Origin of the sequence: Asanoa hainanensis (genome assembly GCF_900188485.1) — a bacterium.
Classification (GTDB): Bacteria; Actinomycetota; Actinomycetes; order Mycobacteriales; family Micromonosporaceae; genus Asanoa; species Asanoa hainanensis.
The window spans coordinates 40,299-60,973 of the sequence record NZ_FZPH01000003.1 but is presented as its reverse complement, the minus strand read 5'-3'; the positions used below and the strand labels follow the sequence as shown (position 1 = coordinate 60,973).

The window sequence follows — 20,675 nt, the reverse complement described above, 5'->3', positions numbered from 1 at the left end:
TCAGGAATCGCCGCGAGCCCGGCCGGCTTGACTTCATACCCCCCATGGGTATGCTCGCATGGTGCGTATACCTCCGGGGGGTAAGGTGGCGGGCGTGGTGGAGAACCGGATCGAGCTGGCGATCGGGGGCATGACCTGCGCTTCCTGTGCCAGCCGGATCGAGAAGAAGCTCAACCGGCTCACGGGGGTCACGGCTTCCGTCAACTACGCCACCGAGACCGCGACCGTGGCCGCGCCGCCGGATGTCACCGTTGACGACCTGATCGAGACCGTCCGGAAGACCGGCTACACCGCCGAGCCCGCCCCGGCCCCGTTCGACGACGTCGCCACGACCAACGACGAGCCGCGCGACGAGACCCGGGGGCTGCGCGACAAGGTTCTGGTCTCCGCTCTGCTCGCCGTACCCGTGATCGTCCTGGCCATGGTTCCGGCCTGGCAGTTCACCTACTGGCAGTGGCTCTCGCTCACCCTCGCCGCGCCCGTCGTGGTCTGGGGTGGCGCCGCCTTCCACCGGGCCGCGTGGGTCAACCTGCGGCACGGCGCCGCGACCATGGACACGTTGATCTCGATCGGCACCCTGGCCGCGCTCGGGTGGTCGGTCTGGGCCTTGTTCTTCGGCATGGCCGGTGAGCCCGGCGTCCGGCACGGTTTCTCGCTCACCCTCGAACGCGGTGGCGGCAGCGATGCCATCTACCTCGAGGTGGCCGCCGGCGTGACCGTGTTCGTGCTGGCCGGGCGCTATTTCGAGGCGCGCGCCAAGCGGCGGGCCGGTGCCGCGCTCAAGGCCCTCGCCGACCTCGGCGCCAAAGAGGTCACGGTCCTGGAGAACGGCCACGAGATCACCCGCCCGATCAAGGAGCTGCGCAAGGGCGACCGCTTCGTCGTCCGGCCCGGCGAGAAGATCGCCACCGACGGGGTGATCGAAGCCGGAGCCTCGGCGATCGACCAGAGCCTGCTCACCGGCGAGTCCGTGCCGGTCGAGGTCAAAGCGGGCGACCCCGTCACGGGCGGCACGGTCAACGCCGACGGGCGGCTGGTCGTCACCGCCACCAAGGTCGGGGCCGAGACCCAGCTCGCGCACATCGCCCGGCTGGTCAGCCAGGCGCAGAGCGGCAAGGCCGAGGTCCAGCGGCTCGCCGACCGGATCTCCGGGGTGTTTGTCCCAATCGTCCTGGTGCTCGCCGCCGGCACGTTCGGCTACTGGTGGGGCACCGGCGGGGGCCTGGCCGCCGCGTTCACAGCCGGCATCGCCGTGCTGATCATCGCCTGCCCGTGCGCGCTCGGGCTGGCCACGCCGACCGCATTGCTCGTCGGCACCGGGCGGGGGGCGCAGCGCGGCATCCTGATCAAGGGACCCGAGGTGCTGGAGTCGACCCGCACGGTCGACACGATCGTCCTCGACAAGACCGGCACCGTGACCACCGGCAAGCTCGCGGTGGTCGAGACGGACGGCCCCGAAGAGCTGCTCCGGTACGCCGCCGCGGTCGAGGCCGGCTCCGAGCACCCGATCGGGCGCGCCATCGTCGCGGCCGCCGGCCCGACGTTGCCGCCGGTCGAAGACTTCCGCGCGACTCCCGGTCGTGGGGTCCGCGGCATGGTCGAGGGGCACGAGGTGCTGGTGGGCCGGGCCGAGTTCACCGGCGCGGACGCCGCCGACAACGAGACCGGGCACACGGTGGTCACCGTCGCGATCGATCAGCGGGTACGCGGCCGCCTCGTGCTCGCCGACGAGGTGCGGCCCAGCAGTCGGGAGGCCGTCGCGGAGCTACGCCGGCTCGGCCTGCGGCCGGTGCTGCTGACGGGCGACAACGCCGCCGCCGCGCACAAGGTGGCCCAAGCCGTCGGGATCGACCAGGTGATTGCCGAGGTGCTGCCGGCCGACAAGGTCGACACGGTCAAGCGGCTCCAGGACGAGGGCCGCGTGGTCGCCATGGTCGGCGACGGCGTCAACGACGCGGCCGCGCTGGCCCAGGCCGACCTGGGGCTGGCGATGGGCGCCGGCACGGACGTGGCGATCGAGGCCGCCGACCTGACCCTGGTCCGCGACGACCTGACCGCCGCCGCCGACGCGATCCGGCTGTCCCGGCGCACGCTGCGGGTCATCAAGGGGAACCTGTTCTGGGCGCTGGCCTACAACGTCGGCGCGCTACCGTTGGCCGCGGCGGGACTACTCAATCCGATGATCGCGGGTGCCGCCATGGCACTCTCGTCGGTGTTCGTGGTATCCAACAGCCTTCGGCTACGACGCTTCCACTGACCCTGGAGGTCCCGGGTGCTCGACACGCGCCTCTACCACCATCTGGTGACCTGGTTGGGCCAGTGGCCCACCAAGCAGGCGCTGCAGGTCGTCGGCTTCGAGAAACGGCTGCGCCCGGCCTGGGACGGCGCCCTCCGCCCGGCGGTCGGCATCGGCGCGCCCGAGGGCGTGCTGCTGTCGGTGCCGCCGCAGCGGGTCGAGACCGTCCGGGCCCTGGCCGACCTACCGATGCCGGACCTGCTCGACAAGCTTCCGGGCGCGGTCGGCTACGACGGCTGGCGGGCGTCCGGCGCCGTCTTCCGCTGGACCACCGCCCCGGCGCCGCTGGCCGACGCGGGGGAGTGGGTGGCCTTCGACGACCCGGCCGTGCCGGGGTGGCTGCACCCGTTCGGCGGCGAGGTGCTGATCGCCCGCGACGACGAAGGCCGCTACCTCGCCGGCGTCGGGATCAAGCGGCACGACCAGTACGGCCACGAGCTCGCGGTGGGCACCGAGGTCGCCGCCCGAGGCCAGGGCCTGGCCCGCCGGCTGGTCGCCCAGGCCGCGCGCCGGATCCTCGACGAGGGCGCGGTGCCGACCTACCTGCACGACGCGGAGAACCTCGCGTCGGCGAAGGTCGCCGCGGCGGCCGGCTTCCCCGACCTGGGCTGGACCGGCTACGGGGTATTCGGGCCGGAAGGCCGCTAACCGGAAGGTCGTCGGACCGCGGGGTCGTCGGACCGCGGGGTCGTCGGGCCGCGGGGTCGTCGGGCCGCGGGGCTGTCGGACCGCGGGGCCGTCCGACTACGAGGTCGTCGAGCCGAAGACGTCGTCGCGTACCGCGTCCAGGGCGGTCAGCAGCGCGCCGCGCAGCACCGGCTCCTCGTCGACCTGGGTGACCACGACCTTGGGTGAGACCAGGGTGATCGCGGCCACCTCGTGCTGCACCCGCTCGGCCAGCGCCGTCCCGCCGGCCTGGCCGACCTCGCCGGCCAGCACCACCAGCGGCGGGTCGAGCACCACGCACGTGCTGGCCACGCCGAGCGCGAGCCGCCGGGCGATCTCGTCCAGGGCCGGACCACCCTCGGTGCCCGCCGCGATCGTGGCGCGGATCGCGTCGGCCGCCGAGCCGCCGCGGAAGCCGTGCTCGCGGGCCACCGCGCGCAGGGCCGCGGCCCCGGCGAGCTGGCCGAACGGCGGCTGGGACTTGCGGGACTGGTCGCGGTTGACCGGGACGCCAGGCACCGGCAGGTAGCCGATCTCGCCGGCCGCGCCGCTGCTGCCGTGGTGCAGCCGCCCGCCGAGCACGATCGCGAGGCCGACGCCGACCCCGGCCCAGACCAGCACGAAGTCGTCGACGCCGGCGGCCGCGCCGAACTCGGCCTCGGCGCAGGCGGCCAGGTTCGTGTCGTTCTCGAAGACCACCGGGGTGTGCAGGTCCTCGCGGAGCGCGGCGAGCAGGCCGCGATGCCAGCGGGGCAGGTTGAACGCGAAGGTGATATCGCCGGAGCCCGGGTCGACCAGACCCGGCGTGCCCAGCACCACCCGGCGCACGCTGGCCAGCGGGGCGTGCGCGTCGCTGGCCGCCTGCATCACCGCCTCGTGCACCACGCCGACGGGGTCGTCGGTGTCCTTGGTGGACATCTCGACCTGGCCGACGGTCTTGCCGGTGATGTCGGCGCAGGCCGCGACCACCCGGTCGGCGGAGACGTCGACGCCGACCACGTACGCGCTGCCCGGCCGCACGGCGTAGAGCTGCGCGTTGGGGCCCCGGCCGCCCGCCTGCTCGCCGACCCGGGTGACCAGGCCGCGCTCCTCCAGCCGCTCGACCAGCTGCGAGGCGGTGACCTTGGACAGGCCGGTGAGCTCGCCGAGCTGGGCTCGGGTGAGTGGTCCCCGGGTGAGCAACAGCTCCAGTGCGGCGCGGTCGTTCAGCGCGCGCAGCAGGCGCGGGGTACCGGGCAGGCGGGTCGACCCCATGCGACATCCTCTAGCAATAAGGAATCTTTACTAATACATTAGTCGCCTTACGAGTAGGCGTAGCGTACTGGGAAGCGAATGGTGCGACGATCACACGACCCGGCAGCAGCGAGTCATAAGAGGGTGAATACCGATGGCGATTGATCCCGCTCTGCGCCGGTTAGCGCTGCGTACGCTGCTCGCTGCCTTCCCCGGCCCGACCCCGCCACCCTGGGCGCTGGACCTCGCCGCCGACGGGCTGGCCGGTTACACGCTGTTCGGGTTCAACATCGTCGATCGCGACCAGGTGGCCGCCTGCACGGCCGCGCTGCGCGCCGCGAACCCCTCGGTGATCGTCGCGATCGACGAGGAGGGCGGCGACGTCACCCGGCTGGCGCACCGCACCGGCAGCCCGTACCCGGGCAACGCCGCGCTCGGCGCGCTCGACGACGTCGAGGTGACCCGCGCGGTCTACCGGGCGATCGGCGCCGAGCTCGCCGCCGTCGGCGTGACCGTCGACCTCGCGCCGACCGTCGACGTCAACACGGCCGACGACAACCCGATCATCGGCACCCGGTCGTTCGGCGCCGACACCGCGCTGGTCGCCGCGCACACCGCGGCGGCGGTCGAGGGCCTGCAGGAGACCCGGGTCGCCGCCTGCGCCAAGCACTTCCCGGGGCACGGGGCCACCGTCGCCGACTCGCACCTCGAACTGCCCACGGTGGACGTTCCGCTGGCCGTGTTCCGCGAGCGCGACCTGCCGCCGTTCGCGGCGGCGGTGGCGGCCGGCACCCGGAGCGTGATGACCGCGCACATCCGGGTGCCCGAGCTGACCGGTGACGCGCCGGCCACCTTCAGCCGGGCCGCCCTGCACGACCTGCTGCGTGGCGAGCTCGGCTTCACCGGCGCGCTGATCACCGACGCGCTGGAGATGAAGGGCGCGGCCGTGGTCGCGGGCGGCACCGCGCAGGCCGCGCCGCTGGCCCTGGCCGCCGGCGCCGACCTGCTCTGCATCGGGGCCGACATCGACGCCCCGCTGGTGGAGGAGACCGCCGCCGAGATCGTCGCCGCGATCCAGGACGGCCGGCTCGCCGCGGCCCGGGTCGAGGAGGCGGCCGAGCGCACGGCGGACCTGGCGGCGTGGACCGACCAGGCCGCGACGACAAGGACGGAAACCCCCGAGAGCCTCGGCTACGACGCCGCCCGCCGCGCCGTGCGGGTCGAGGGCGACCCCCTGGTCGGCTCGGAGCCGCTGGTGATCGAGCTCGCCGCGACCTCGACCATCGCCGAGGGGCGGGTCCCGTGGGGCCTGGGCGGGCACGTCGACGGCGCGGAGCAGATCCGGGCGGTGGCCGCGACGACCGGTGCCGACGAGCTGCTGGCGCGGGCGGCCGGCCGGCCGATCGTGGTGGTCGCGCGGCACGCGCACCGGCTGGCCAACGCGACGGAGCTGATCGAGGCGCTGGCCGCGCGCCACCCCGTCACCGTCGTGGAGATGGGCTGGCCGTCGAGCTGGCGGCCGGCGGGGGTGCGGGCGTTCGTGACCACCTTCGGCGCCAGCCACGCCAACGGACGGGCGGCCGCGGCGGTGCTCGGGCTGCGCTGATTGAACGCGTTCAACTATCCCCGTACGATGAATCGCAACGGGAAGTTGAACGTGTTCGACACGGCGGAGTCGAGTCGGTACGGTCGGAGAAATGACCGACCGATCCGTTCCGCCACCCGCCGACGCCGGCGGTGCCGCCGAGCAAACGGGGGTCGGTGGCGCCGCCGGCGCCGAGCCAGCAACCGCCCGCGGGGAGGCCGCGGGCGCCGAGCCAGCAACCGCCCGCGGTGAGCAGACCCGCAAGCTCATCCTGGACACGGCGATGCGGCTGTTCCGCGAGCGCGGCTACGCGCAGACCACGATGCGCGCAGTCGCCAAGGAGGCCGGGGTCGCGGTCGGCAACGCCTACTACTACTTCGGCTCCAAGGAACACCTGATCCAGGAGTTCTACGCGGAGACGTTGGTCGAGCACCGCACCCGGGCCGCGCGGGTGCTGGCGACCGAGACCGGGTTCGCCGAACGGCTGCGCGGCGTGCTGCACGCCGGCGTCGACACCATGACGCCGTCACACGAGTTCGCCGCCAGCTTCTTCAAGACCGCGGCCGAGCCGACCTCACCGCTGAGCCCCTTCTCGACCGAGTCGTCGCCCACCCGAGACGCGTCCATCGCGCTGTTCCGCGAGGCGCTGACGGGCTCGACCGCCAAAGTGGACCCCGAGCTCCGCGACGAACTGCCCGAGCTGCTCTGGCTGGCGTACATGGGAGTCATCCTCTACTGGGTCTACGACCGCTCGCCCGATCAGACGAAAACCCGTGCGCTGATCAACGGAGCCGTGCCACTGATCGACCGCCTGGTCGGGCTGTCCCGCCTGCGGGTTCTGCGCCCGGTGACCCGGGACGTGCTGGGGCTGATCCGTACGCTCCGTCAGTAAATGCTTTGCTGAGCGTGGCGGTCGCGGCCGACCATCGAGGACATGAACGTATTGACCGTCACCGGTCTGCGGAAGCGGTTCGGCTCTGTCGTGGCCGTCGACGGGGTCAGCTTCAGCGTCGGCGCGGGCGAGGTCGTCGGCCTGCTCGGGCCTAACGGCGCCGGCAAGACCACCACCCTGCACATGGTGTTCGGCCTGACCACGCCCGACTCGGGCACGGTCGAGATGTTCGGCCACGACATGGCCCACGAGCGGTCACGGGCGTTGGCCCGCGCCAACTTCGCGGCGAGCTACCTGCACCTGCCGCACATGCTGCGGGTCGGCGAGATCCTGACCGTGTACGCGCAGCTCTACGCGCTGCGTCGGCCGGCGGCTCGGGTGGCCGAGATGCTGGAGCTGCTGGAGCTCGGTCCGCTGCGCCGGCAGCCGTTCTCGCGGCTGTCGTCCGGTCAACAGACCCGGGTGCTGCTGGCCAAGGCGCTGCTCAACGACCCCGGGCTGCTGGTGCTCGACGAGCCGACCGCCAACCTCGACCCGGACATCGCCGACCGCATCCGCGGGCTGCTGGTCGAGCAGGCCGCCACGTCCGGGCGGGCGATGCTGATCACCTCGCACAACATGCGCGAGGTCGAGCGGATGTGCCACCGGGTGCACTTCGTGTCCGGCGGCCGGATCGTCGCGACCGGCAGCGCCGACGAGCTGGCCGGCGCGTACGGGGTCGACGACCTCGAAGCGGTGTTCCTGGCAGTGGCGAGAGGAGGTGTGCCGACATGACCATCGCGTACGACGTGACCAGCGGCGCCGCCCGCCGGAGCCGGGTGGTCGGCATCGTGCGGCGCGACTTCTACGCCCTGCGCGGCAACGGCGGTCGCCTGCTGGAGATCTTCTTCTGGCCGGTGCTGGAGTTGGTGATCTGGGGCTTCGTCTCGGTGTTCCTGCGCGCCAACAACGTGCCGATCGCCGTTTCGATGCTGCTCGGCGCCGTGCTGCTGTGGCAGGTGGTCGGCCGGGCCCAGGGTGAGCTGGCCGCGATGTTCCTGCACGACGTGTGGAGCCGCAACCTGCTCAACGTGTTCGTCAGCCCGACGTCGCTGGCCGAGTTCCTGACCGGCCACGTCATCTTCGGCGCGGGCCTGATCGCGCTCAGCACGGGCGTCATGTCCGGGCTGGCCCTGCTGCTCTACGGCTTCGGCATCACGACGATCGGGCCGGCGCTCGTGCCCTACCTGACGCTGCTCGTCGTGATGGGCTGGGGCCTCGGCGTCGTCTCGATCGCGGTCGTGATCCGGTTCGGCGAGAGCACGCAGTCGGTCGCCTGGGTGCTCTCGGCCGCGTTCCAGCCGTTCGCGGCGGTGTTCTACCCGGTCGGGGTGCTGCCGCCGGTGGCGCAGGCGATCGCGCACGCCGTCCCGGCGAGCTACGTCTTCGAGGGGCTGCGTGGCGTGCTCGACGGGCGAGGCATCGACTGGTCGGGCGTCGCCATGGCCGCGCTGCTCGACCTGATCCTGGTCGCGGGCGCGTTGGCCTTCATCGCGCACGCGTTGCGGCACGCCCGGCGCACGGGCCGCCTGAGCAAGTTCGGCGAGTGAACGGTCAGGCCGCGGGCAGGGCGAGCAGCGCGACGCCGAGAGCCACGGCCACGCTTGCCGCGACGCGTACCCGGCCCATGGGTTCCTTGAAAGCGATCATCCCGATCACGGCCGCGACCACCACGCTGCTCTCGCGGAGCGCGGCCACCGCGGCCAACGCACCGCGGGTCTGTGCCCAGAGCACCAGGCCGTAGGCCGCCGTCGCCAGCACGGTGACGGCGGCCGCGGCCAGCCAGGCGCGACCGCTCGCAGCCAAGAGAGGGGTCGTGACGCGCTTGCGCAGGGCGAACGCGACCAGCGCCGTCACCGCGAACTCCAGGCCGCACAGCCACAGGGTGTAGCCGGCGGCGCCCTCGCTGCGGCGCACGCCGACCCCGTCGACCAGCGTGTACGTCGCGATGGTCAACCCGGTGAAGACCGCGGCCAGCACGGCCGGGCGGTTGGCTCGCACACGCCGCCAGGGCGTCAGCCCGAGCACGCCGATCGCGGCGGCGATCACCAGGACCCCGACCGCCGGCAGCGGGGCGAGGGGCTCGTGCAGCACCAGCGCCGCGAACACCGCCACCACCACGGGACCCAGACCACGGGCCAGCGGGTACGTCTGGTTGAAGTCACCGAGCCGGTAGGCGGCCAGCAGGCCGAGGTTGTAGAAGACGTGGATCACGACGGAGGCGATCAGAAAACCCCAGGAGGCCCGGGCCGGCGGCTCGATGAACCACACCGCGACCAGGCTGGCCGCCGCCCCGACCAAGCTGGAGCGGGCCATGATGCCGATCTGGTCGCCGCTGCCCTTGACCACCGCGTTCCAGGTCGCGTGCAGCACGGCGGCGGCCAGCACCGCGACCACCGCCGCGGGACCGGCCCACGGGCTCATATCGCGTTCGCCGCCGCCACCCGGGCGGGATCAGGGTCGGCCCAGCTCCAGTTGGGGTGCGCCCGGTTGGTGAGCAGCACGAAGACCAGCCGCCGGTCGGGGTTGACGACCAGCGAGGTGCCGGTGAAGCCGGTGTGCCCGAACGTGCGTGGCCCGGCCAGCTTGCCCATGAACCAGGGCTGGTCGAGCACGACGCCCAGGCCGTGGTCCGCGGTGCGGTGGGGCCGCTCCGGGTCGACCGCCGGCTTGCCCTTGTTGGCGTTGGTCAGCATCCGCTTGACGGTCGCGGCGGAGAGGATCCGCTTGCCGCGGTATGTACCACCGTTGAGCAGCATTTCGCCGATCACCGCGACGTCGGCCGCGGTGCTGAACACCCCCGCGGACCCGGCGACGCCGCCCATGATGTTGGCGACGTCGTCGTGCACCGTGCCGCGCAGCAGGCCGCGGGAGGTGCGGGCGTCGGTGGCGACGAGCCGCTTCGCCTGGGCGTCCTTGCTCAGCCAGGTCAGCGGCTTGAAACCGGTGTCGCGCAGACCGAGCGGGCCGGTGATGCCGGTCTTCAACGCCCGGTCCAGCGGCTCGCCGGTGAGCTGCTCGACGAGGAACGCGGCCACCATCAGGCCGACGCTCGAGTAGCGGAACGTCTTGCCGGGGACCGCCCCGCTGACCAGCGGCGTGGCCAGCACGGCGGCGCGGCGGGCGGCGGCCGACGGCAGGCCGGTCACCTTCGCGCCGACCGGCAACCCGCTGGTGTGGGTCAACAGCATCTCCACCGTCACCGCGGGCTTGCCGGTGAACCCGGGCAGATATTCCGCCACGGGCGCGGCCAGGTCGAGTCGACCCTGGTCGACCTGCTGGAGGGTGAGGATCGCGGTGTACACCTTGGTCAGCGAGGCCAGGTCGAAGACGGAGTCGGTGCGCATCGCCACCCGTTGGGCCGCGGGCAGCTCGACCGGGCCGGATCGGTAGCGCAGCGCGTCACCGACCGCCACCTGCGTGCTCACCTTGTCGGCGATCCGGACCAGGGCCACCGCACCGGCGTACGTCGGATGCTTGGGATTCTCCGAGGTCGGCTTGAGGTAGCGACTGAGCGCGGCGGTCAGCTTCGTCGGCTGGGCCGGAGCGGACTGCGGCGGTGCGCCGGGAGTGCGGCGGGCCGCCGCCTGCGGCGCGAGGCCGCCTCCGGACGCGGCCGGCGCGGGCGCGTTGGCGGGACCGCCGCCCGCCGTCCACCGGGCTGCCGGCTCGGCACATGCCGCGGTAGCGGCGCCGACGGCGGCCACCAGACCACCCGTCAGCACCAAGCGTCTGGAGATAGGCATGCCGAAGATCGTCACACGCGACCCGGGTGCCGTGCTACCCCGTCAGGTCTCTGCGGCGGTCGGCCACGTGCCGAAGAAGCGCAGCGAGCGGTCGTTGCCGACCAGCCGGGCCGGTGCGGCGAGCGCCTCGAGCCACGACGGTGCCAGCACGCCGCGCGCCAGGCTGGCGTTCGCGACGGCGGTCGCACGCAGCGCGGAGAACGCGGCCACGGTCGCGGTGCGCCAGATGGGTCGGGCCGCATGGCCGGTCTCCGGGTCGACGATCTGCTGGAGCAGCTCCTCGGCGGTGTCCCAGTGTCGGTGATGGCTGCTCGCGGTGGACACGGCCGCGCCGCCGGGCAGCGACACCCGGGCCGCCGGGTCGACCGGACCGTCGCGGACCAGCAGCGGCCAGCCCGCCCGCGGTGCCGGACCCGCGGTCGCGATGTCGCCGCCGACCGAGACCAGCACACCGGTGTCGAGCGTCGCGGCGACCAGTGCGGCGCAGCGGTCGACCGCCCGCGCCCGCATCGTGTCGGACAGGTCGAGCGTGACGCCTTCCGGGATGGTCAGCCGGCGGTCGTCGAGGCGCACCTCTTCCCAGGTCGGCGGGCGATAGACGGCCAGCTGACCGACCTGGACGTGCCGGGTCGGGCGGGTGGTCACCAGTGCGCCGAAGTCCGGGTCGTGGCCGAGGCTGCCGAGCATCGCGCCGACCGTCGGGTCGACGTCGCCGTCGGTCTCCCGGGCGGCGGACAGGGCCACGGCGACGAGCTCGGCCAGCAGCGGGCTGACCTCGCTGCCGTCGCCGGCCGAGGCGAGCTCGGAGTCGGGCCGCAGCCGGCTCGCGGCCACGTCGATCGCGTCCAGCTCGCCACCGACGAGCTCGGCCGCGCGATCGAGCTTGGCGGCCTCGGTGACGGAGACCCGGACGGGCTCGTCCCAGAGGGTCCACTCGGCCGTGTCGACCGTGGCCGGGTCATCCCCGGCCACCGACAGCATCGGCCACTGGGTGAACGCGGGCGGTGGCGGCGGTGCGGCTTCCGGTGGCGCGGCCCCGGGCGGGGGGCCCTGCCCGGAACCGCGCGCGGACCCCGACGCGGGCACCTGGCGCCGGCCGGAGTTTCCAAAGACGCTGGCCACAAGGGCCACCAGAAGCACTCGTGTCAACACCATCGCTGCCCCCCGCGTGACGGATCTCTCAGGCTTAGCGCGGCTTTCTGTACGTTGCCTGAGAGCCCGGTACGGGAGGGAACTTATGCGGCCCGTGCGGTGTAGCGGCCGGCGTTCCGCGCGACGATCAGCGGCTGACCGAAGGTGTTCGACAGGTGCTCCGCGGTGATCGTGTGCTCGACGGGGCCCTGCGCGACGACCTCGCCCCCGCGCAACAGCATGGCGTGGGTGAAACCTGGCGGAATCTCCTCGACGTGGTGCGTGACCAGCACCAACGCCGGCGCGGCCGGGTCGTCGGCCAGCGCGGTGAGCCGCTTGAGCAGGTCCTCGCGGCCGCCCAGGTCCAGGCCGGCGGCGGGCTCGTCGAGGAGCAGCAGCTCCGGGTCGGTCATCAGCGCGCGGGCGATCTGTACCCGCTTGCGCTCGCCTTCCGACAGGGTGCCGTACGTCCGGTCGGCCAGCGCGGCGACACCGAGCTGGTCGAGCAGCGTGCGGGCGCGGGCCTCGTCCAGCGGGTCGTACTGCTCGCGCCAGCGGCCGACCACCGACCAGGCAGCGGTGACCACCACGTCGAGCACCCGCTCCTCGCCCGGCACCCGCTCGGCGAGCTTGGCGGTGGTGATGCCGATCCGGGTGCGCAGCTCCCAGACGTCGGTGCGGCCGATCTTCTCGCCCAGCACGACGGCGCTGCCGGTCGTCGGGTGGAGCTGACCGGCGGCGATCGACAGCAGGGTGGTCTTGCCGGCGCCGTTGGGGCCGAGCACCACCCAGCGCTCGTCGGGGTAGACCGTCCAGGCGACGTCGCGCAACAGCTCGTTGCGGTTGCGCGTGACACCGATCCCGTCGAAGGAGAGCACCGCGTCGTCGATCATGTTGGTCGGCACGCGGTCATCAAATCACGCAGCCCGCGCGGCGGAAGGTGCGCCCCGCGGCCCGGCGACCGGGAGCACATGCTCATCCGCCCAACAACGCCTCGGCGGCCAGGGTCAGGTGCGCGACGGAGAGGTCCGCGTCGCGCGGCGGCACGAAGACGACTGCGTCGGCGCCGGCGGCCGCGACCCGGGAGACGGCCTTGCCGCAACTGTCGGCGTCGCCGACGATCGCGTACCGGTCGACGATCTCGTCGGGCAGGCTCGCGGCGAGCGACTCGACGTCACCCTTGGCGTCGGCGACCAGGCGGGCGAGCACGTCGGCGTCGGCCGGGTCGGAGGGCTGCACCGGCGAGTTGAACTGCCACGCCAGCTCTGTGCGGGCGCTGCGCGCCGCGTCGTCGAAGTCGAGGTGGGCGTAGACGGTGACCCGGTGCGGGTCCGTGCGCCCCGCCTCGGCCCGGCCCTCGTCGATCCGCTCCCGCGCCCAGGCGATGTAGGCGGGCGCCGCGCCCTCGGCCAGGATCGTCCCGTCGGCGACGCGCCCGGAGAGCCGCAGGGACTTCTCGTTGCGTACGCCGGCCGACAGCAGCGGAGGCTCGGCGGGCGGGAACGCCAGTCTCACCGCATCGAGGTCGACGTGGCGCCCATGCGTGGTGACCGTCTCGCCGTGCAGCAGCGCGCGCACGGCGGCGATGGTCTCCTCCAGCACGGCCAGCGGCGACGGGTGGTGCGCGCCGACCTGCCGGACCCACGTGGGCACGCCGTGGCCGAAGCCCGGCAGGATCCGGCCCGGGAACAGCCGGCTCAGGTTGGACAGCTCCATCGCGGCGAGGGCGGGGTTGCGGAACGCCGCGGGCAGGATGCCGATGCCGATCTTCAGCGACTCGGTGCTCGCCGCGGCCACCGCGGCCGCCGACACCGCGCCGGTGAAGAAGCAGTCCTCGACCACCCACAGCTCGTCATAGCCGAGGCGCTCGGCGAGCTGGGCGTACGCGGGGAGGTTCTCCGGCGGGCTGTCGCAGCGGAACATGACCCCGATCGGTGGATTGTCCATGGGAAGCAGCCTGCCAGAAGACACATAGACTCGCCGACTATGAATCAGGCGCGCGTGGTGGTCGTCGGCAGCGCCAACATGGACCTGGTCGCGAAGGCGGCCGTGTTGCCGCGCCCGGGCGAGACCGTGCTGGGCGGCGAGTTCGTCACGGTCGCGGGTGGCAAGGGCGCCAACCAGGCGATCGCGGCGGTACGCGCGGGCGCCGCCACCCGGCTGCTCGGCGCGATCGGCTCCGACGCGTTCGGCGTGACGCTCAAGGCCCGGATCGACGCGGCCGGTGTCGACACCGGACTGTTGCGGGTGGTCTACGGCGCGTCGGGGGTCGCGCTGATCACCGTCGACGCGGCCGGTGAGAACACCATCGTGGTCTCGCCCGGCGCCAACGGCACGTTCACGGACCTCGACGAGCGGGAGCGGGCGGCGCTGGCCGAGGCCGACGTGCTGCTCGCCCAGTTGGAGATTCCGGTGGAGACGGTCACCGCCGCCGCGCTCGCCGCGCGCCAAGCCGGCACCCGGGTGGTGCTCAACGCGGCGCCGGCCCGGGCCCTGCCGGCCGAACTGCTCGACGCCGTGGACCTGCTGGTGGTCAACGAGACCGAGGCGGTCGCGATCAGCGGGGAGCGGCGGCCCGAGCCGTTGCTCGCGTCGGTGCCGCGGGTCGTGCTGACCCTGGGCGCACGGGGTGCCTGGTACGTCGACCGGGACGGCGCCTCGGTCCAGATCCCCGGCGTACGCGTGGAGACGGTCGACTCGACGGCCGCCGGCGACGCGTTCACGGGTGCGCTGGCCGTGGCCTGGGCCGAGGGCCGCGACCTCGTCGAGGCGGTCGGCTGGGCCTGCGCCGCCGGCGCGGCGTGCGCCCGGAAGCTGGGCGCGTCGACCGCGCTGCCGACCCGGTCCGAGATCGACGAGCTCTGGTCGGTCAGTCGAGGTCCTGGCCGCGCTTCGTGAGCATGCGCAGGCCGGGGATGCCCTTGACGGCGAGCCGCAGCTCGCGGGTGACGTCCAGCAGCTCGTGGATGTCGGGACCGACCCGGTCGAGGGTGGCCAGGATCGGCAGGATGTCCTCGTCCATGTGCTTGGTGAACTTGGGCAGCTCGTCGATCAGCTTGATCGCCGCGTCGACCTCCTCGTCGGAGAGCTGCTCCACGAACCGGTGCGCCATCGGCGCGCCCCGGCGCAGCGTGGGCGCGTAGACCCCGAGCAGCTCGTCGGCCGTGCCCGCGGTGACCTCGGCCTTGTCGACCAGGCCGTTGGCCTTGACCGCGACCGTCTCCGCCTCGCCGATGACGGCGCGCGCCTCGGTCACGGCCGTGCCCGCCTCCGTGGTCAGCCGCTCGGTCTCGGCCACCAGGATCGCGGCCGCCGTGACGACCCGGGTCACCTTCTCGACCTGGGTGGTGGCGGCGGCGCTGACCGCGCGGGCGCGCTCGAGCACCGACTCGGCGTCGGTGACCGCGGCGTCGACGCCGTCGATCAGCGCACTGGCCCGGTCGGCCAGGCCGTCGACGCGGTCGAGGAAGGCCTCGGCCCGGTCGGCGATCCGGCCGACGCGGGCGACCAACGCCTCGATGTCGTCGATGACGCGCAGCGCACGGGCCGGCACGGTCACGGCGGTGCGGGTCAGACCGATCAGGTCACCCGGGGTCGGGATGGGCAGGGCCATGCCGACCATTCTTACCTGCCGGGGCCACCCCGGCAGGTCAGGCGAGGTTCGACGAGCGGGGGTAAGCGTCGGCCGGGTCGGTGAGCACGTTGACCAGATAGGGCACGCCGGCCGAGAACGCGCGCTCCAGCGCCTCGCCGAGGTCGGCCGCCTTGCTGACCGTCTCGCCGGCGCCGCCCATCGCCCGGACCACGTCGTCGTAGCGCAGGCCGGGCTGCAGGTCGGCGGCCACGTCGTAGCCGTACATCGCCTGCATGGGGTGCTTCTCCAGGCCCCAGATGCCGTTGTTGCCGACCACGATCACGACCGGCAGCTGCTGGCGGACCAGGGACTCGACGTCCATCAGCGAGAAGCCGGCGGCGCCGTCGCCCATCAGCACGCAGATCTGCCGGTCGGGGTAGGTGACGCGGGCGCCCATCGCGTAGCCCATGCCGGTGCCGAGGCAGCCGTACGGGCCCGGGTCGAGCCAGCTGCCCGGCACCGAGGGCTCCAGATAGCGGCCGGCGTACGAGACGAAGTCGCCACCGTCGCCGATGGTCACCGCGTCCGGGGCGAGCACGCGGCGCAGTTCGCCGTACACCCGGGCGGGCTTGATCGGGTCGGTGTCGGCGGCCATCTCCTGCGCGTCGCGCGCCTTGCCAGCATCCTCGGCCGTGCGCAGGTCGGCGATCCAGTCCTCGTGGTCGGCGCGCACGCCGGTGTAGTCGGCCAGCGCCGAGAGGATCAGGCGCAGGTCGCCGGCGGGGGAGACGACCGGCTGCACGTGCGTGGCGCGCTGGCTCGGTGCGTCGACGATGTGCACGACCTGGGCCGCGCCGAAGTCGCCGAAGCCGAGCCGGAAGTCGAGCGGGGTGCCGATGACCACGACCACGTCGGCGCCGCGGAGGGCGGCCCGGCGGGCCTTGGCGAACGCGAGTGGGTGGGTCGGCGGCAGCGCGCCGCGGCCCATCCCGTTGGCGATCACCGGCACGCGCAGCGTCTCGGCCGCCTCGCGCAGCGCGGCGACGGCGTCGGAGGCGTACACATCGGACCCGGCGATGATCACCGGGTGCTGCGCCTCGGCGATGAGCTGGGCGGCGCGGGCGACGTCGTCCGGGTCCGGCTCGATCACGGGGACGTCGGGCGCGGTCGGCGCGTCGGCCTCGTCGGACGAGAAGACGATCTCCAGCGGGAGGTCGAGGAAGACCGGGCCGCGGTGCGGGGTCAGCGCCGCGGTCAGGGCGGCGCGGACCGCGTTCGGGATCTCGCCGGTGTTGAACACCGTCGACGCGTGCTTGGTGACCGGGGCGACCAGCGGCACGTGGTCGAGCTCCTGGAGGCTGCCGGATCCCCAGCGCATCGCCGGCGCCCGGCCGCCGATCACCATCACCGGCGACGCGTTGAAGAGCGCGCTGGTCAGGCCCGAGATGCCGTTGGTGACGCCGGGCCCGGCGGTCAGCACCGCGAGGCCCGGGCTGCGGCGCAGCTTGGCCACGGCCTCGGCGGCGAACACCGCGGACTGCTCGTGGCGCACGTCGTAGATCGGGAAACCGGTCTTGTGCGCCGCGTCGTAGAGCGGGAAGACGTGGCCACCCGACAGCGTGAACATCTCCCGCACGCCGGCCGCGCGCAATGCCGCGAGGGCGAGTTCGCCGCCGTGACCCTCGATCCGCTCGCTCATCGCCACTCCCGTCGTCGGTTCGCTGCGAGCACCTTACTAGCCGGTAGCGAGCAAACGTGAAGACGACTCACCTAAGCTCGTCGAGCCAACGTCGGATGCTGTCGATGATGTCCGTGTACGAGTCGCCCGTGGCGTAGTGGAACGCCACCACGGCCGCGACGACCGGGGTCGCCACCAGCAGGGCGAACATCAGCAGACCGCGCAGGAACCGGCCGAATCCGCCGCGCCGCTTGGGTTTCGGCCTAGCCGGCGCGGGGCGGGGCTCGTCCCAGACGGGCTTGCTGGTATCGCGGCGCGCGGGCGCCGGCTCGGGATAGACGCGGGGCTCGTCGTGGCCGGACAGCGCGCGCAGGTCGGCGACCAGGGCCGGCTCGGCCAGGGTGTCGCGGCCGAAGCGGCTCGGCCGGTTGGCACTTCGCGGCGTCTTCACCGGTACGGCGGCACGACCCGGCGGGAACGCGGGCGCGGCCGGCAACGGGTCGGGCGCCGGCTCGCGCCGGGTACCGCTGCCGTTGCGGGTCGGCGAGACGGATGCGCTGGCGACCACGGACGGCGCGGGCGGCGTCGGCTTGGCAGGTGCGGCCGGCGAGATCGGCTTGACCGGCGCGGCGGACGAGGTCGGCCCGGCGGGCGAGGTCGGTCCGGCGGGCGAGGTCGGCTTGTCGGGTGCGGCGGGGGAGACCGGGGCGACCACCGCGGGGGTGGCGAGAGCGCCGTTGGCCGGCTCGACGATCCTCGGGAACTCGCCCGTCACCGGCACGGAGGCGGGAGCGCTGGCCAGCACCGCGGTGGCCGCCAGCACGGCGCCCTCGGCCACGACGAGCTCGGGCTGCTCGATCACCACCGGCGGCTCGCCCAGCTCGCGGTGCAGCAGCGTCGCCAGCAGCGGGATCCGGCTCGAGCCGCCGACCAGGAAGACGCCGGCCCGGTTGCCCTCGGGCAGGGCCGCGGCCTCGATCACCGCCTTGGTCACCTGCACGGTCTGGGCCAGGATCGGCGTCGCCACCTTCTCCAGCTCGGTGCGGGTCAGGTGGGCCTCGACGTCGCAGATCGGGATCACCAGGTCGGCCGAGGGCGAGCGGGACAGCCGCTCCTTGGCCACCCGCACGTCGTCCCAGAGCTGCCGCTTGGCCCGCCGGTCCTCGACGGTCACGGGCGAGCGCAGCCGCTCCCAGGCCTCCGGATGAGCCGGCGCGTACGTCTCGGCCAGGTGCTCGACGAGCGCCGCGTCGACGTCGAGCCCGCCGAGGTCGCCGCGGCCGTCGACCGCCAGCACCTCGAAGCCCGTCGCGCGGCGGACCACGACGCTCGCGTCGAACGTGCCGGCGCCGAAGTCGTGCACCACCACCGCCGAGCCGATCGGCACGTCGCGCCCGAGCACCTCGGCGAAGTAGGTGGCCGCGGCGACCGGTTCGGCGACCAGCCGGCCCGCGCCCAGGCCCGCCTCGGCGGCCGCGCCGGAGAGCAGGGCCCGCCGGGTGGCACCCCAGGTCGCCGGGCAGGTCAGGGTCAGGGTGGGTGGGGTGTCGGCGGTGACCTCGCCGGTGGTCAGGTCGCCGACCGTGCGGCGCCACTCCTCGGCGAGGCGGGCGAGCACCGCCGTGACGAGCTCGGCGACCGGGATGTCCCGCTCGCCGAGCAGCACGCTGCCGTCGTCGACGCGGCGCTTCGGGTTGGGCTCGAACCGGGCCGGGTCGAGCCGGGCGCTGTGCACCGCGTCGCGGCCGGCGACCAATGGCGCGTCGCCCGGTGGGGCATAGACCGCCGACGGGAGCAGGGGAGAGCCGTCGACGAGCAGCGGGCGCGCTCGCCCGTCGGGCCAGCGCACCACGGCCACCGTGTGCGAGGTCCCGAAATCGACCCCTAGCGCGGCCCCCGGCGACATGCGCCGAGCCTACCGGGAAGGCACCCGTTCCAGACCGTGACGGAACGGTAACGGCAGGTCAGCGGCCGGTGAAGTCCGGCTTGCGCTTCTCGACGAACGCGGCCATGCCCTCGCCGCGGTCGTCGGTGGCGAACAGGGCCGCGAAGAGCTGGCTCTCCCACGCGAGACCCGAGTTCAGGTCCATGTCCAGGCCGCCGTCGATGGCCGCCTTGGCCGCGCGGATGGCCTGGGCGGGGCCGTTCGCGTACGGCCGGACCAGTGAGATCGCCTCCGCGTAGACGTCGGCGGCGGGCACCACCCGGTCGGCGAGCCCGATCCGCAGCGCCTCCTGCGCGTCGACCATCCGGCCCGACAGCACGATGTCCTTGGCCCGTGCCGGGCCGACCAGGCGAGCCAGCCGCTGGGTCCCGCCGGCGCCCGGGATGATGCCGAGCTTGATCTCCGGCTGGCCGAGCTTGGCGTCGTCGGCCACGACCCGCCAGTCGCAGGCCAGCGCGAGCTCGCAGCCGCCGCCGAGGGCGTACCCGGTGATGGCCGCGACCACCGGCTTCGGGATCCGGGCCACGGCGCCCAGTGCCGCGGAGAGGTTCGCCGCCCGGGCCGCCATGTCCACGTACGACATCTGCTGCATTTCCTTGATGTCGGCGCCGGCGGCGAAGACCTTCTCGCCGCCGTAGACGACGACCGCGCGGACGCTGTCGTCCGTCGTCGCCTCTTCGGCCGCGGCCCGGATCTCCTCCTGCACCTGGGTGTTGAGCGCGTTCATCGGCGGCCGGTCCAACCGGATCGTGCCGATTCCGTCGTGCTTCTCCAACCGGACAAGCTCGCCCACGTCACACCTCCATGTGCTTATCGCGTTCGAGACACATTACGGGGTCCCGCACTGGGTAACGTTGATGTGGGTCCTATCAGGTGGCAGGTGATGATCACTTACTACAACGACCGCGCGGTGCAGGTCACCTCGCAGGCGATCCGGGTCGCCGGTCGCAGTTACCCGCTGGCGACGCTGTCGCGGGTCTGGCACCGGCGCGGCGAGCGCTCGTGGGGCACCGTCGCCGGCCGGAGCGCGATCGGCGTGGCGCTGATCGTGCCGCTGGTGGCCGCCGGGCTGGGCATCGCGCTCGCGCTGCGGCTGCACACCACGATGGCCACGACGGTGCTGATCGTCGGCTGTTCGGTGCTGGTCGGCCTGGCCGCCGCGCCACTGGCCGACTTCCTGCTCGGCCGCCTCGACCTGTCCTATTCCAAGGGCGCCCGCGCGCTGGAGATCTGGGCCGAGGTCGGTGGCCGGCCCACCCTGCTGGTCCGCACCGGCGACGCCCTCACGTTCGGCCAGATCTACCGGGCGCTGCAACGCGCGCTCGAGGCCGCGCCGAGGTATTGACGCCGGCAGCTTTGCTGAAGTGGTGACCGTCTATTACCGCGACCAGCACGTCCAAGTGACGTCCGACGCGGTGCGGGTCGACGGGGTCAGCTATCCGGTGACGGCGCTGGAGCTCGTCTGGCACCACCGCGGCAGCGGCACGACCCGCACCCGGTCCCGGCGCCTCGGCCGGGGCGTACTCATCCTGATCATCTCGATCCTCCCGCTGGCGGCGATCGTCTGCGCCATCTCCCTGGTCTATTCCGCGAGCGACCGGGCGGCCTGGGGTTTGGCCGCCGGCGTGCTCGGGGTCGGCGTGATCGGGGCGCTGGCGCTGGCCCCGCTGGCCGAGGTGCCGCTGGGCTGGCTGGACCGCTCCTACGACCGCGGCAACGCGGTCAACGAGCTATGGGTCCGCTACGCGGGCGAGGACAGACTTCTCCTACGCACCTCGGACGCACTGCGCTTCGGCCAGATCTACCGCGCGGTCCAACGCGCGGTCGAACAACACGGCTAGACCGCGTTGCGGCGTGGGCTTGTCCGGCGCTGGTGTGGGGCCCGCGCGC

19 protein-coding genes are annotated in these 20,675 nt (G+C 73.4%); 9 read left to right on the top strand and 10 right to left on the bottom strand.

Translation table 11 applies throughout. The features are described 5' to 3' along the window. Positions 1–58: 58 nt before the first annotated feature. Both CHC05_RS07840 and CHC05_RS07835 read left to right on the top strand, forming a co-directional pair. Positions 59–2,257, top strand: a complete 2,199-nt coding sequence (locus CHC05_RS07840; RefSeq protein WP_089246294.1) for a heavy metal translocating P-type ATPase — start codon at positions 59–61, stop codon at positions 2,255–2,257. A 15-nt stretch (positions 2,258–2,272) separates the two neighbouring features. Further along, complete coding sequence (locus CHC05_RS07835) at positions 2,273–2,944, top strand: GNAT family N-acetyltransferase (protein ID WP_089246292.1); 672 nt, start codon at positions 2,273–2,275, stop codon at positions 2,942–2,944. A 96-nt stretch (positions 2,945–3,040) separates the two neighbouring features. Here CHC05_RS07835 and CHC05_RS07830 read toward each other — a convergent pair whose 3' ends face one another. Then, positions 3,041–4,216, bottom strand: a complete 1,176-nt coding sequence (locus CHC05_RS07830; RefSeq protein ID WP_089246290.1) for an ROK family transcriptional regulator — start codon at positions 4,214–4,216, stop codon at positions 3,041–3,043. A 133-nt stretch (positions 4,217–4,349) separates the two neighbouring features. Between CHC05_RS07830 and CHC05_RS07825 the strand changes: the two genes are divergently transcribed. The 4 genes from CHC05_RS07825 (at position 4,350) to CHC05_RS07810 (ending at position 8,261) form a co-directional block, all read left to right on the top strand. Continuing rightward, positions 4,350–5,801, top strand: a complete 1,452-nt coding sequence (locus CHC05_RS07825; protein ID WP_089246288.1) for a glycoside hydrolase family 3 N-terminal domain-containing protein — start codon at positions 4,350–4,352, stop codon at positions 5,799–5,801. 91 nt (positions 5,802–5,892) lie between these two features. Then, positions 5,893–6,672, top strand: a complete 780-nt coding sequence (locus CHC05_RS07820) for a TetR family transcriptional regulator (protein ID WP_245870707.1) — start codon at positions 5,893–5,895, stop codon at positions 6,670–6,672. A gap of 42 nt (positions 6,673–6,714) precedes the next feature. Then, on the top strand, positions 6,715–7,446 hold the full coding sequence (locus CHC05_RS07815) for an ABC transporter ATP-binding protein (RefSeq protein ID WP_089246286.1): 732 nt from the start codon (positions 6,715–6,717) through the stop codon (positions 7,444–7,446). Next, on the top strand, positions 7,443–8,261 hold the full coding sequence (locus tag CHC05_RS07810; RefSeq protein ID WP_089246284.1) for an ABC transporter permease: 819 nt from the start codon (positions 7,443–7,445) through the stop codon (positions 8,259–8,261). Before CHC05_RS07815 ends, CHC05_RS07810 begins: the two co-directional genes overlap by 4 nt. Positions 8,262–8,265: 4 nt before the next feature. On the opposite strand, the gene CHC05_RS07805 is transcribed toward CHC05_RS07810, so the two are convergent. From CHC05_RS07805 to CHC05_RS07785, 5 genes are all read right to left on the bottom strand, one after another. Then, positions 8,266–9,135: an EamA family transporter gene (locus tag CHC05_RS07805; protein ID WP_089246282.1), complete on the bottom strand. Its 870-nt coding sequence runs from the start codon at positions 9,133–9,135 to the stop codon at positions 8,266–8,268. Then, complete coding sequence (locus CHC05_RS07800) at positions 9,132–10,457, bottom strand: serine hydrolase domain-containing protein (protein WP_089247430.1); 1,326 nt, start codon at positions 10,455–10,457, stop codon at positions 9,132–9,134. The genes CHC05_RS07805 and CHC05_RS07800 overlap by 4 nt, the downstream gene beginning before the upstream one ends. Before the next feature lie 42 nt (positions 10,458–10,499). After that, positions 10,500–11,612 carry an FAD:protein FMN transferase gene (locus CHC05_RS07795; RefSeq protein WP_089246280.1) on the bottom strand — a complete coding sequence of 371 codons (1,113 nt, stop codon included), beginning with the start codon at positions 11,610–11,612 and terminating at the stop codon, positions 10,500–10,502. Between the two features lie 80 nt (positions 11,613–11,692). Beyond that, on the bottom strand, positions 11,693–12,481 hold the full coding sequence (locus CHC05_RS07790) for an ABC transporter ATP-binding protein (protein WP_089247428.1): 789 nt from the start codon (positions 12,479–12,481) through the stop codon (positions 11,693–11,695). A gap of 82 nt (positions 12,482–12,563) precedes the next feature. Then, entirely contained in the window at positions 12,564–13,535 is a 972-nt protein-coding gene (locus CHC05_RS07785; RefSeq protein WP_089246278.1) for an LLM class flavin-dependent oxidoreductase, read from the bottom strand. 39 nt (positions 13,536–13,574) lie between these two features. Here CHC05_RS07785 and CHC05_RS07780 point away from each other — a divergent pair, with 39 nt between their 5' ends. After that, positions 13,575–14,486, top strand: coding sequence for a ribokinase (locus tag CHC05_RS07780; RefSeq protein WP_089246276.1), 912 nt, complete (start codon positions 13,575–13,577; stop codon positions 14,484–14,486). Here CHC05_RS07780 and CHC05_RS07775 read toward each other — a convergent pair. The 4 genes from CHC05_RS07775 to CHC05_RS07760 form a co-directional block, all read right to left on the bottom strand. After that, positions 14,458–15,201, bottom strand: a complete 744-nt coding sequence (locus CHC05_RS07775) for a hypothetical protein (RefSeq protein WP_089247426.1) — start codon at positions 15,199–15,201, stop codon at positions 14,458–14,460. The two genes, CHC05_RS07780 and CHC05_RS07775, sit on opposite strands and share 29 nt — an antisense overlap. Positions 15,202–15,238: 37 nt before the next feature. Continuing rightward, a complete protein-coding gene (locus tag CHC05_RS07770) occupies positions 15,239–16,861 on the bottom strand; it encodes an acetolactate synthase (RefSeq protein ID WP_089246274.1) in 1,623 nt (540 codons plus the stop codon). A 67-nt stretch (positions 16,862–16,928) separates the two neighbouring features. Continuing rightward, positions 16,929–18,746, bottom strand: a complete 1,818-nt coding sequence (locus CHC05_RS07765; protein WP_089246272.1) for an Hsp70 family protein — start codon at positions 18,744–18,746, stop codon at positions 16,929–16,931. Between the two features lie 58 nt (positions 18,747–18,804). Next, on the bottom strand, positions 18,805–19,578 hold the full coding sequence (locus tag CHC05_RS07760) for an enoyl-CoA hydratase/isomerase family protein (RefSeq protein WP_089246270.1): 774 nt from the start codon (positions 19,576–19,578) through the stop codon (positions 18,805–18,807). Positions 19,579–19,668: 90 nt separating this feature from the next. On the opposite strand from CHC05_RS07760, the gene CHC05_RS07755 reads away from it, so the two are divergent. Together CHC05_RS07755 and CHC05_RS07750 are read left to right on the top strand one after the other, a co-directional pair. Beyond that, positions 19,669–20,130, top strand: coding sequence for a DUF6232 family protein (locus tag CHC05_RS07755; RefSeq protein ID WP_089246268.1), 462 nt, complete (start codon positions 19,669–19,671; stop codon positions 20,128–20,130). Positions 20,131–20,152: 22 nt separating this feature from the next. Then, a complete protein-coding gene (locus tag CHC05_RS07750) occupies positions 20,153–20,626 on the top strand; it encodes a DUF6232 family protein (protein WP_089247424.1) in 474 nt (157 codons plus the stop codon). Positions 20,627–20,675: the final 49 nt, after the last annotated feature.